Consider the following 11,911-nt stretch of genomic DNA (forward strand, 5'->3'; position numbering starts at 1 on the left):
CGGCCGCAAGGTTGATCGGCCGCGGTGGCGCTCTGCCACCGGTCTTCGAGGGCCTCCTCGTCACCTCCTCGTGAGCGGGCCCGCGTGGTAGGTGCCGTCGGCGAAGAGCAGGGCGCGGTGGGCCGTGCGGGCGTGGTGCTCCACGGTGCCCAGGAGGATGAGGTGGTCACCGGCGGGGACGATGTCGCCGCGGCGGCAGCACAGGGTCGCGGCGGCCCCTCTGATCAGCGGCTCTCCGTGCGGTCCCGGCAGCGTGTCCAGGTCCTGGAAGCGGTCGCCGGGTCCGGCGAACCGGGCCGCGAGATCGCGCTGGCCGGCCGCGAGCACGTTGACGGCGAAGTGGTCGGCGGCCGTGAAGGCGGGCCGGCCGCGCGAGGAGAGGGCGAGGCACCACAGGATCAGGGGCGGGTCGAGCGAGACGGACGTGAAGGAGTTGACGGTCACCCCGGCCGGGGCGCCGTGCGGGTTCGCGCAGGTGACCACGGTGACTCCGGTGGCGTACCGGCCGAGGACGTCGCGCAGCGCACGCCGGCCGGGACCGGCCGGTTCGGCACGCCGCAGCGCCGAAGCGGCCGTGTCCCCGGGTGCCACGGCCGCGCCCGGTACGGTCGTCACGCGGCGTCCGGCCGGCCGCGCAGCGCGGCGAGCGCCTCGGCGATCTCCGCGTCCTCGGGGTCGAGCACGGCGGCGAGTTCGAGGTCGTCGAGGGCCTCCTGGCGTCCGCCGGTCTCCTGGTGGAGGAAGGCGCGGTTGTAGCGCAACGCGGCGTCCTTCGGGTCGAGTTCGACCGCGCGGCACAGGTCCTGGAGCGCGTCGTGCGGGCGCCCCGCCTCGTAGCGGACGGCGGCCCGGCCCGACAGGGCGCTCACCAGGTCGGGGTCGGCCTCCAGCGCCCGGTCGTACGCGGCTTCCGCCTCGCCCGGCTCGCCGCTCTCGGCGAGCGCCCGTCCGACGGCCGCGTGCAGATGGGCGTTGCCGGGTTCGAGCCGCAGTCCGGCGCGGGCGTCGGCGAGTGCCGCCGCGTGGTCCCCGGACTCCAGACGGATGCCGGCGCGGTTGATGTACGCGTCCACGAACTCCGGGTCCTGCTCGATCACATAGCTGAAGTCGGCGAGTGCCCCTTCGACGTCCCCCTCGCTCAGCCGCAGGTCGCCACGGTTGTAGTAGATCTCGGGGAACGGCGGCGACAGGCTGAGGGCGCGTGAGTAGTCGGCGAGCGCCTCCTCGTTGCGGCCGAGCCTGCGCAGCAGGTTGCCCCGCTCCAGGTAGTGCTCCGCGTGGTTGGGGTCCTGCTCGATGACGACCGCGTAGTCGGCGAGGGCCTCGTCGAGCCGGCCGAGGATCGAGTACACGCGGGCGCGGTTGTTCTTGAGGACCGAGCGGTGCAGGCGGTGCTCGTCCGGGGTGAGCCGCCGGTCGAGGTCGTCGACGCACTCGGTGACCAGGCGCAGCGCTTCCTGGGGGTCGCCGAGGTTGACCTCCACGAGGGCCCGGCCGTTCTTGTAGAAGGCACTCTGGAAGGCGCGTTCGACCCGGTCCCCGAGCAGCGACGCCGTGGCGATCGCGCTGTTGAGCAGTGCCTTGGCCTTCTTCTCGTCGCGGTCGGCGGGGTCGTTGTGGCGGGTGTAGAGCATGGCGGTGGAGTAGGCGCACGCCATGTGCACCGCCGGGTCGGTGGACAGCAGCCGCGCCTCGTCGTAGACGGCCTCGGCCTCCTTGGTCCGGCTCAGGATGGACAGGGCGAGGCCGAGCTGGACGCCGAACCTCCACCACTGCCTGGTGTCCTCGCGGCCGTTCACCAGGTGTTGGCCGCGGCGGCCGTAGTCGACGACGGCGTCGTAGAAGCCGTTGACGAGGCAGTGGTCCGAGGCGGCCCACAGCGCGGGCACGGCCTCGGCCGCCGGGGCGCTGCCGCGTTCCAGGTGGTACGGGAGTGCGCCCAGGGTGAGCGAGAACTCCTCGGTCCGGCGCAGCTCGGCGGCGCGGCGGTCGTGGAGGGCGGCGCGTTCGGCGGCCGGCAGCGCCTCGTAGACGGTGCGGGCGCCCTCGCCGCCGGGGCCGTCGAGCAGTCCCTCGGCGGCGACCCAGCGCCATGCGGGGTCCTCCCCGGCCGCCGCGGGCCCGGTGGCGGCCTCCCGCGGGGGGAGCGCGGTGGTGTGGCGGTCGAGCGCGGGGGCCAGGACGCCGTCGGGGTGCGGGGCCTTCGCGCCGCACAGGACGACGGTGAGCACGTTCGGGTCGAGGCGGCGGACCAGCGTGGCGAGGAACTCCTCGTCGGTGGCCTCGGCGTGGTCGACGTTCTCCACCACCAGGCACCGCGGGCCGTCGTGACCGAGGGCGGGCAGCGCGTCGCGGACGAACTCTACGAGGCCGTTCGCGATCCGCCGGGTGCGCAGCCGGGCGTAGAAGCGCGTGCGCTCGGCGGGGAGCGCCATGGATGTCAGGGTCTCCCGCGAGTTGGGCACGACGGGTGTCAACTCGGGTGCCACCGAGAGGATTTCGATGTCGTGGCGGCGCACGAGTCCGGGGTCGGCGGCGAGTACGCCGGGGACGAGCGCCCGGACGACGGTGCCGGCCGCGGTGTACGGTCCGCGCAGTCTGCGGTGGGCGTCGACGGTGGGCAGGAGCCGGGGCGGCAGCGGGTGGCCGTCCGCGGTGGCGGCCCGGTCGTGGCGGGTCGCGCCGTACAGCCTCCGGTGGCCGGGGAGCGCGGCGTCAGCCTGCTGCATGTGCGGTCTCCTTTGCGGTCGGGGCGGTGGTGCGGGTGCGGCGCCGCCAGGCGCGCAGGGCCAGGTAGGCGGCGAAGACCGGCTCCCAGAAGTTGATGACGAGGAACGTCAGCACGTCGGCGGCGTTGGCCGGCGAGAAGTCCGTGTCGAGCTTGTGGACCGCGACCTCGGTCAGCCGGATTCCGGTGGGGATCGCGGCGGTCAGCAGAGTGACGGTGAGGAAGGCGTAGCCGGCCACCATGAGCCACGAGTACCAGCGCGCGATCTGACGGTCGCGCTCGGTCCACGTGCTCTCGTCCACCAGGCGTTCGGGCCTGCGCAGCAGCCGCATCAGGCGGTTGCGCAGCATCTGGCGGGCCGTGGTCTGCAGGTCGTTGCAGCCCAGCACCGTGATGGCGAGGTAGTACAGGTCGGTGCGCAGGAAGAAGTAGAACTGCCAGACGAGCCGCAGTACGACCGCGAACGCCATCGACAGCAGCAGCCGCCGGACGACGGCGGTGGCGCCCGTCGTGTCCCGCAGGGCGGCGGCGACGAGGGTCAGGCCGCTGATGACCAGGACGTCGGTGATCATTCCGGCGAGCATCGGCAGGTACCGCTTGCGGCGGGGCACGGCGACCAGGCCGTCCAGGGCGGTCACGAACACCACGTAGTAGAAGCGGCGGCTGATGGACAGCGTGGAGTGGAGGCCGAGCCGGCGTCCCGCGAGGGCGTGGGCGGCCTCGTGGAGCAGGATCCATGGCACCTGGCCGAGGACGATGCCGAGGGTGAGCAGCACCAGGGAGCGGCGGGTGAAGAACAGGTTCTGGTAGTGGGGGGCCAGTTCGGGCCGCCGGACCATGGCGATCACGGCCGCGAGCACGAGCGCCCCGTAGAGCAGCCACGCGACCGGTGAGAAGACGGCGGCGCCGAGCCGCTGCCAGCGCACCGGGCCCGCGGCCGCGGCCACCTGCTCCCCGTCCCCGACCACGAGCTCCAGTTCCTCGAGGACCTCCAGGAACTCGGCCATGTCGACCTGTTCGCCGTATTCCTCCGTGTACCACCGCGCCGCGGCGTTCGGCGGTGCGCCGGCCTCCAGGCGGCGCAGCAGCGCGGCGCCGTCGGGCGGGAAGAGGCCGTAGGAGTCGATGTCGGCCCGGCCGACGGTGACTTCCTCGCCCTCCTCGAGATAGGTGAGCGGATGCAGCCGCACAGGTCGGTCGAAATCCCGGGACGGCGTTGTCGTCACTGCCTCACCTCACTGGTCGGCGGCCGGTGTGCGGTGCGCGCCGGGCGGCAGGGCCCGGCGCGCACCCGCCTGGGATCAGGCGTTGTTGGTGCCGCAGCAGTACGCGGACGCGGCGGCGGACGTCAGACGGACGGTCCCGGCCTTGCGCACGGCGATCTTCTTCATGGGGATCTCCTTCTCTGCGAAGTGGTGCACAGCGCCGCCGGGGATCCGGACGGCGTACCCGATGGCTCGGGTGCTCGTGGGAGAAAGCGAAAAGGAATGCCCGACAAGGCCGGGCGGTGCTGCCCCAGAAATTCGCTCAGGCGCTGGATCAATAGCCGTGATAAAGGACCGTGAACACGACTGCGCTTGTTCCTTGCGATCTCTTTCGAAGACCGTTTTCACAGCATCAGGATTCGGCCCCCCGATTCGTCCCCCGATTCGACGCTCGACAGATTTACATCCGCTGGCCAGGCATGTCAACGGGCCGTGCGCGCAGATTAGTAGGCAGTTCGGAGGGCCTTCGTGCCACTGCCGCCAAGGGGAATTGAACGTTCAGTCATGGGTGCCGGGAGCGGTGGACAACGGCCGTTGCGCGGGCCATAGTCGGCGCATCGAACGTGGTTTCGGCCCAGTGGCGCGTGAATGCCTGTCTCACGTGGTTCCGCCGATCACGCATTAGATCGTGCGCACGGAATGGGGAAGCCGGGCGCGGGAAAAAGGGGGGACGATGAAATATGAGCTGGCCCGACGGCTGGTGCCGGACGGGATGTGGGGTGTGGTCGAACCACTGCTCCCGGGTTTCACCGGGCGGCGGCAGGGCGGCGGTACGGCACCGCTGGACGAACGGCGGGCCTTCACCGCGGTGGTGTACGTGGTCACGTCCGGGTGTTCCTGGCGGCAGTTACCGCCCTGGTTCGCGGTCTCCTCGGCGACGGCGCACCGCCGGTTCATCACCTGGACACAGTCGTCCCTCTGGGAACGCCTGGCGGAGGCCGCCACGGCCCACCCCGACGAGCTGTGGATCAACGACGTCGTGGCCGCGGCCCGCAGCAGGGCCGCCTCGCGGGCCGTTCTGGACGAGTCCTGACGTCCACCACGTGAGATGCGCACGATGTCGGTAATGTCCGTTCGCGGTGCGGCGGCGGTGTGCCGGTTCGCCCGCGCCGCCCGTGCGTGTCCCGGGACCCCGGAACGCCGGTGACGTCACCGGCCGTGACCGGTACACGTCATTCCGGCGGGTTCGCGCGGCGGTCGCGGCCCGATGCGCCCCGCGCCCTGCCGCCGGCGCCGGCCCCTCTCCGTCGCGGGGGTCCGTGTTAGCCCGCGGGGCTGATTCGCCCGCGCCGCAGGGTGAAACGGGCGCGACGGGTCCGCGCCGCCCGCGGCCGTCGGCGCCCGGCCGTTAGCGTCGGCTCCTGTGCCGCTGAGCTATGCATTCGTGAACCTCAAACCCGGGGTGGGCAAGACGACGAGCGCCGTCTGGCTGGCCCACGCACTGCACGCGTCGGGCCTGTCACCGCTGCTCGTGGACAGCGACCCCGCCTCCTCCGCGCTGCGCTGGAGCGAACTGGCGGGCGGCTTCCCGTTCCCCGTGCTCGCCCTTCCCGTGGGCGACGTGCACCGGCGCGTGAACGACTTCCTCGACAACCGGCAGGCGGTGGTGTTCGACGCCCCGCAGCTGGAGGACCACGCCCAGATCGCCCGGGGCGTCATGAGGTACGCCGACGAGTGGATCGTGCCCGTGACCCCGGCCCCCATCGAGCTGGACCGCATGGCGCCCATCGACCGCGAGATGGACGACATGCAGTCCCTGCGCTCCCGTCAGGCACGGGCCGCCGTCCTGCTGAACCGCACCAACCGCCCCGACGCCACGCGCACCGGTCCCGACGCCGATGCGCGGGAGGCCCTGGCCGAGCGGGGCTTCCACGTGCTGTCCACCCACATCCCGCGCCTGGACCTGTACTCGCAGTCCTTCGGCAGCCGCGTCGAGGTGGAGGGCACCGCGTACATGGACCTCGCCGAGGAACTCGTCAAGCGTCAGGACACGGTATGAACCAGCGCAAGGACGCCTACCGGGCCGCGATGCAGCCGCGCCCGGACGCGCCGGCCCCCTCGTCCCCTCCCAGGAGGGTCACCACACTGGACACCCGCTACGTCAAGGTGACCGTCGAGCTCGACCCCGCCCTCGCGCGGGACCTCACCGACTGGGCCGGACACCCGCTGGCCGCACTCGTGCGCATGAGCGAGGCGGTCCTACGACCGCTGCGGCAGGACCGATGAGCCGACCCCGGCCCGGGACGCCGGGAACGGCAGGGACGCCGGGCGCCTGACACCCGGCGCCACGGCATGTCACGGACCACGCCGTGGCGCCCGGCGACACGGTGGCGGCCCACGCGCGCGTGATCGTGTTGCCGACGCCCCGGAGGACGACAAGGCTGGTCATGGGCAGAATCCGAACGACCGCGGCACAGGGAGGGAGCCCGCAGACCGGCACACACAAGATCAAAGGGAGAGGGAGTCATGGCGACACAGAGATCCGACACGCCGGCGACTCCGACGGACGCCGTGCCGACCGTGTCCAGGCAGCCCGACGGCCTCGGGAAGCGGGTCGGGGAGGTGGCGGAGATCACCGTTCTCCTCGATGCCGAGCCGGGCGGGGCGGAGAGGTTCCGCCGGAACGCCGCCAAGATCCAGGACGACGCCTTCCACTACGAGAAGCTCGTCGGCACCGTCCACGACTTCCGCGTCACGTTCATCAACAACGACACCCAGGTCATCGGCGCGGTCACCTACGACGGTGACTTCAAGGCGTACATGACCGACATCTTCGCCAACGCCGGACCCTGGTTCGACGAGATGTTCGCCGGTGTCATCGAGGGCTATCCCGGGGCCAGTGATCCCGGCATCGTCGACTGGCTGGCGCCGAAGATCGTGGAGGCCGACATGTGGTACGCCTCCCATCCGGACATGACGGTCGAGGACACCGAGAAGGCGCAGAAGGTCACGGCCGCGTTCAACACGCTGCTGGACACGGCGGCCGACTAGCGGCACGACCACCGGCGCCCACGGCCGCCCCGGCCGGCCGCCGCAGGGCGCGTGCCCAGCAGGCGTCTCCCGCCCCGGGTGCCGCGGGCCCCGGCCCCGACACCGTCATCCAGGCGGCCCGGCAACGGCGGTCACCATGCCGGGCCCCTCCAGCGAAGGCCGCACCGTCATGTCCGACCACCTCTCCGGCACCCGCGCCGAGGTCGATCCAGCCATCGACCTCACCGATCTCTACGCCTTTCCCAGCCCCTCCCGGACGGGCCGGCTCGTCCTCGTCATGGACGTCTTCCCCAACGCCCGCCCAGGGGCCCTGTTCTCCGACGCCGCCGCCTACCGGTTCCGTCTCCGTCCCGTCGACATCGGGGCCGATCACCCCGGTTCGCTCTTCCAGCTCGGCGCCGACGAGTACGTGATCACCTGCACGTTCTCCGGCCCGGTCGAGCCGGACACCGACGAGGAGGTGACGCAGCGGGGAACGTGCGTGCTCCCGGACGGCGAGTCGGTCGAGTTCCGGGTGAACGACGAGCGGGGCGGTGGGGGCCGCGGCGCACGCGTCTACGCCGGGTTGCGGCTGGACCCCTTCTTCATGGACGTCGCCAGGGAGGTGGCCACGCGGGCCGAGCGGCGGCTCGCCTTCGTCCCGCACGGCACCAACACGCTGGAAGGGGTCGACGTGCTGACCGTCGTCGTCGAGTTCGACGTCGCCGGGCAGCTCGGGCCGGCCTCGGGCACCGTGTTCGCCGTCGCCGCGGAGACCGTCACGGCCGGCCCCTATCCCGTACGCCTCGAGCGGCTCGGCCGCCCGGAGGTGAAGAACGTCCTGCTGTCGGAGAACGGGGTCGACACCGCGAACACGGTCGTGGACCTGCGCGACCTCTACAACGACGAGGACCCGTTCCGGCCGGGTTCGCGCCACCTGGCCGCCTACCGCTCGCGGCTGAACGCCAACCTGGCCTTCTTCGACGGTCTGGACGGCAAGCTCGACTGGCAGACGGACCCGGACGGGACGCATCCGCTGACCGGCCTGATGCTCGCCGACTTCCTCGTCGTGGACGTGGCCAGGCCCTACGCCGAGGACGGCTTCCTCGAGATCGAGCGCGCCCTGCTGGAGGGGCGGTCGTACGCGACCTGTGGCGGCCGCTCGCTCAACGACGACGTCATCGACACGCTGTACACGCTGATCGTCAACGCCTTCCACGGCCCCCGGGTCAGCGACGGCGTCGACCGGGCGACCGCGCCGGCCTCGCGGGAGTTCCCGTACCTCGCGCCGCCCAACCCCGATCCGCCCACGCCAGTGGCCCTCCCGACGGCCGCCGCAAGCTGATGAGGAGCGGCTCCGCGACGGCCGGCGGGGTGGGCGCCGGGGCACGTCCCGAACTCGTCGGCGGTCCGGTGACGACGGCCGGTGTGATCGCGATGGGCAACCTCGGGGCGCGCATCGAGGGCCTCACCGACCGTGCGGCACGGGGCGGCCTGACCGGCGACGGGTGGGGCGAACTGGTGGAGCTGACCGCCCTGCGCGCTCACGTGCTCGGCCGCATCGACGAGGCCGAACGCGCCGAGTCGCTGGCGCAGGTGTTCATCGAGCAGGCGCCGGGCGACCCGCGCTCCCGTGTGGCCCGCGCCAGGGTGGCCGCCCTCTTCCACCGGTTCCCGGCGGCGTGGGTGGATCTCGACGCGGCGGCCGCGCTGGGACTCGACCGACGCCGCCTGGACGAGGAGCGGGCCGTCCTCCATCAGGCGGCCGGGCGGTACGACGAGGCGCTCGCCCTGCACCGGCACGCGCTGTCGGGGCGGCACGAGTTCGGTGCCCTCGCCGCCCTCGCCCGTTGTCACGCCGAGCGCGGCGAGGTGGCCGAGGCCGAGAGGTGGTTCCTGGCGGCGCGACAGGGCTACCGCGGGATCAGTCCCTTCCCGCTCGCGGTGCTCGAATTCCACTGTGCGCAAGGGTGGTTGTCCGAGGGAGACCCGGAACGCGCCCGCCTCTGGCTGGAGTCGGCGACGGGCCGGCTGCCGGACTACGTCCCGGCGCAGGGCCGCCTCGCCGGGATCGACGCCGCCCGGGGCGAGGCCGCCGCGGCGATCGGACTGCTGCGGCGGCTCGCGCTCGACAGCGACGATCCGCAGTACGAGGCCCAGCTCGCCGGTGTCCTGGGCGAGACGGGGGCATGGGAGGAGGCGCGGTCCTGGCGCGAGCGGGCCGCGTCCCACTACGAGAGGTTGATGGAGTACCACCCCGAGGCGTACGCCGATCACGCCGCGGAGTTCTGGCTGACGGTCGGCGACGATCCCCCGCGGGCCCTTCGGCTGTCGTTGCGCAACCTCGCGCTACGGCCGACCCCGCGGGCCCGCGCGCTCGTCGACCGCGCGAGACGCCGTGCCGGACAGCACCCGTAGACGCATCGGCCGGCACGGACCCGCCGATGCCCGACCCAGGGGACGACATGACGACGGTCGAAGGCCCGTCTCTGCGACTCGACGACATCCAGGGCATCGTGCTGCGCACCCGCCCGTCGCCGTACGTCGGCACCTACCTACTGCTGCGGGTGGACGACCCCGTCGCCGGGCGTGAGCTGATGGGACGCCTGGCCGGTCTGGTCGACTCCGCCGCCGACTGGTGGCAGCCGCCCCTGCCGGCGCTCCTCAACGTCGCGGTGACCTACCGGGGGCTCGAAGCGCTCCGGGTGCCGCAGGCCTCCCTGAACAGCTTCCCCGAGGAGTTCCGGCAGGGCATGGCGGCACGGGCCGAGTTCCTGGGCGACGTCGGCGAGAGCGCGCCCGCGCGCTGGGAGCCGCCCTTCGGCACCGGTCAGGTGCACCTCGTACTGTCCCTCGTCGCCGCCGACCAGGAGTCGCTGGCGGTCGTCCTGGAACGGGCCCGCCAGGCGCGCGAGCAGCTTCCCGGCGTCCAGGTGGTGTACCGGCAGGAGCTGTACCAACTGGCCTCCGGGCACACCAGTTTCGGCTACAAGGACGGCATCAGCAATCCCGCGGTGGAGGGCAGCGGCGCGGACAACCCACCGGGTGGCGGCCCCCTCCTCAAGGCGGGCGAGTTCGTGCTGGGCTACCCCGACCAGACGGGGAACCCGCCGCCGATGCCCGAGCCGGACATGCTGGGGCGCGACGGCACGTTCGTGGTCTGGCGCAAGCTGCACACCCGCGTCGCCGCCTTCCGGCGCTACCTCCGCGACAACTCCCGCGGCCCGGAGGAGGAATCTCTGCTCGCCGCGAAGATCGTGGGGCGCTGGCCGAGCGGAGCGCCCCTGATCCTGGCGCCCGAGCACGACGATCCCGGCCTCGGGGCGGACGAGCGGCGCAACAACGACTTCGTGTACGCGTCCGACCCACACGGCGCGCTCTGCCCCCATGGCGCCCACGCCCGGCGCGCCAATCCGCGTGACTCGGAGATCCTCGGTGACGTCGACTTCCACCGGCTGATCCGGCGGAGCACCAGCTACGGGCCGCCGCTGCCGGCCGGCACCCTGGACGACGACGGCGCCGACCGCGGCATCGTGTTCGTCGCCGTCAACGCCCACCTCGACCGCCAGTTTGAGTTCGTGAAGTCGCAGTGGTTCAACGACGGCAACTTCACCGGCCTCGACGTGGAGAAGGACCTGCTCACGGGCGACAACGACGGCTCGGGCACCTTCACGGTCCCGCAGCGCCCCGTCCGCCGCCGCCTGCACGGCGTCGACCGTTTCGTCACCACCCGCGGCGGCGAGTACTTCTTCCTGCCGAGCCTCGGCGCCCTCCGCTGGCTGGCCGGCCTCGACCCCTGAGCGCGCCCGGCGGATGATCGCCGACGGCGGCTCGACGGCGGTCTGTACCCTGGTGGTGAGCGGCGTCCCCCGAGGGGTGCCGCGCGGCGGTGGGGCTCGCCGTACCCGAACCGCGGCACAGGTGCCGCCGACAGTCCCTACTTGTGACGGAGCGCGCCCGTGCGTACGGGCGCCGCACGAGTAGGAGACGCGACGCCGATGACCGTCCCGCGCCATCAGTCGACCGAGCCCATGGATCCGGACGTGGATCTGTCGGTACCCGCCCAGCGCCGTGAACTCGCCCGCGGACAGACACCCGTGATCGCCGCCGTCGCCGTGGGCGGTGCGCTGGGGGCCGCGGCCAGGTACGGGGCGGCGCTGCTCTGGCCCACGCCTGCCGACGCCTTCCCGTGGACCACCTTCGTCGTGAACGTGCTCGGCTGCGCGGTGATCGGCGTGTTCATGGTGATCATCTCCGAGATCGTGACCGCGCACCGGCTGGTGCGCCCCTTCTTCGGGACCGGTGTGCTGGGCGGCTTCACGACGTTCTCCACCTACGCCGTGGACATCCAGCGCCTGGTGCGCGCCGGCCACGCCCGCACCGGCCTGGCCTACCTGGCCGCCACCCTGCTCGCCGCGCTCGCGGCCGTGTGGCTGGCGGCCGCGGCGACCCGCTACGCCCTGCGACGCGAGGTGGAGGAGGAGGCGGAGTGAACCTGCTGCTCGTGGTGGCCGGCGCGGTGGTGGGGGCGCCGCTTCGCTATCTGGCCGACCGCGCCGTACAGGCCCGGCACGACACCGTCTTTCCCTGGGGCACCTTCGCCGTCAACGTCACCGGCTGCCTGGTCCTGGGGCTGCTGTCGGGCGCGATCACCGTCGGCGTCGCCTCCCCGTCCGCGCAGCTGCTGCTGGGCACCGGGTTCTGCGGGGCCCTGACGACGTACTCGACGTTCTCGTACGAGACGCTGCGCCTGGCGGAGGCGGGTGCGCGGTTCTTCGCCGCCCTCAACGTCCTCGGGAGCGTCGTCGCAGGGCTCGGCGCCGCCTTCCTGGGCGCGGCCCTCGCCCAGGCGCTGTGGGCATGAGGCATGAGTGATCACGGCCCCTTGCGCAGGCCCGCGGATCGGGCGGGCTGTGGGCGTGCCGGGGTGCGGCGGCCTCACCGCCCG

The 11,911-nt window shown here is 72.6% G+C and carries 12 protein-coding genes; 9 read left to right on the top strand and 3 right to left on the bottom strand.

Annotation, left to right across the window (positions count from 1 at the left end):
* Window positions 1-60: 60 nt before the first annotated feature.
* The 3 genes from ACZ7FF_RS00560 to ACZ7FF_RS00570 are packed head-to-tail and all read right to left on the bottom strand — an operon-like array spanning window position 61 to window position 3,954.
* A complete protein-coding gene (locus ACZ7FF_RS00560; RefSeq protein WP_470808259.1) occupies window positions 61-615 on the bottom strand; it encodes a flavin reductase family protein in 555 nt (184 codons plus the stop codon).
* A complete protein-coding gene (locus ACZ7FF_RS00565) occupies window positions 612-2,729 on the bottom strand; it encodes a tetratricopeptide repeat protein (protein ID WP_470808260.1) in 2,118 nt (705 codons plus the stop codon). The genes ACZ7FF_RS00560 and ACZ7FF_RS00565 overlap by 4 nt, the downstream gene beginning before the upstream one ends.
* Window positions 2,716-3,954: a hypothetical protein gene (locus tag ACZ7FF_RS00570; protein WP_470808261.1), complete on the bottom strand. Its 1,239-nt coding sequence runs from the start codon at window positions 3,952-3,954 to the stop codon at window positions 2,716-2,718. The genes ACZ7FF_RS00565 and ACZ7FF_RS00570 overlap by 14 nt, the downstream gene beginning before the upstream one ends.
* A gap of 712 nt (window positions 3,955-4,666) precedes the next feature.
* Here ACZ7FF_RS00570 and ACZ7FF_RS00575 point away from each other — a divergent pair.
* The 9 genes from ACZ7FF_RS00575 to crcB (ACZ7FF_RS00615) all read left to right on the top strand — a co-directional run bounded on the left by ACZ7FF_RS00575 (window position 4,667) and on the right by crcB (ACZ7FF_RS00615) (window position 11,827).
* Window positions 4,667-5,026, top strand: a complete 360-nt coding sequence (locus ACZ7FF_RS00575) for a transposase (RefSeq protein ID WP_470808263.1) — start codon at window positions 4,667-4,669, stop codon at window positions 5,024-5,026.
* A gap of 351 nt (window positions 5,027-5,377) precedes the next feature.
* Window positions 5,378-5,992, top strand: coding sequence for a nucleotide-binding protein (locus ACZ7FF_RS00580; RefSeq protein ID WP_470808265.1), 615 nt, complete (start codon window positions 5,378-5,380; stop codon window positions 5,990-5,992).
* Entirely contained in the window at window positions 5,989-6,219 is a 231-nt protein-coding gene (locus ACZ7FF_RS00585; protein ID WP_470808267.1) for a hypothetical protein, read from the top strand. Before ACZ7FF_RS00580 ends, ACZ7FF_RS00585 begins: the two co-directional genes overlap by 4 nt.
* A 240-nt stretch (window positions 6,220-6,459) precedes the next feature.
* Window positions 6,460-6,984: a hypothetical protein gene (locus ACZ7FF_RS00590; protein WP_470808268.1), complete on the top strand. Its 525-nt coding sequence runs from the start codon at window positions 6,460-6,462 to the stop codon at window positions 6,982-6,984.
* Window positions 6,985-7,153: 169 nt separating this feature from the next.
* Complete coding sequence (locus ACZ7FF_RS00595) at window positions 7,154-8,308, top strand: DUF4331 family protein (RefSeq protein ID WP_470808269.1); 1,155 nt, start codon at window positions 7,154-7,156, stop codon at window positions 8,306-8,308.
* The gene (locus ACZ7FF_RS00600; RefSeq protein WP_470808270.1) at window positions 8,308-9,381 is read left to right on the top strand and encodes a tetratricopeptide repeat protein; all 1,074 of its coding nucleotides are present in this window, start codon (window positions 8,308-8,310) and stop codon (window positions 9,379-9,381) included. Before ACZ7FF_RS00595 ends, ACZ7FF_RS00600 begins: the two co-directional genes overlap by 1 nt.
* Before the next feature lie 47 nt (window positions 9,382-9,428).
* Window positions 9,429-10,763: a Dyp-type peroxidase gene (locus ACZ7FF_RS00605; RefSeq protein ID WP_470808272.1), complete on the top strand. Its 1,335-nt coding sequence runs from the start codon at window positions 9,429-9,431 to the stop codon at window positions 10,761-10,763.
* A 198-nt stretch (window positions 10,764-10,961) separates the two neighbouring features.
* Window positions 10,962-11,456 carry a fluoride efflux transporter CrcB gene (crcB, locus tag ACZ7FF_RS00610; RefSeq protein ID WP_470808273.1) on the top strand — a complete coding sequence of 165 codons (495 nt, stop codon included), beginning with the start codon at window positions 10,962-10,964 and terminating at the stop codon, window positions 11,454-11,456.
* Complete coding sequence (gene crcB / locus ACZ7FF_RS00615) at window positions 11,453-11,827, top strand: fluoride efflux transporter CrcB (protein ID WP_470808274.1); 375 nt, start codon at window positions 11,453-11,455, stop codon at window positions 11,825-11,827. Before crcB (ACZ7FF_RS00610) ends, crcB (ACZ7FF_RS00615) begins: the two co-directional genes overlap by 4 nt.
* Window positions 11,828-11,911: the final 84 nt, after the last annotated feature.

The sequence above is a fragment of the Streptomyces sp. NPDC037126 genome (assembly GCF_055605965.1).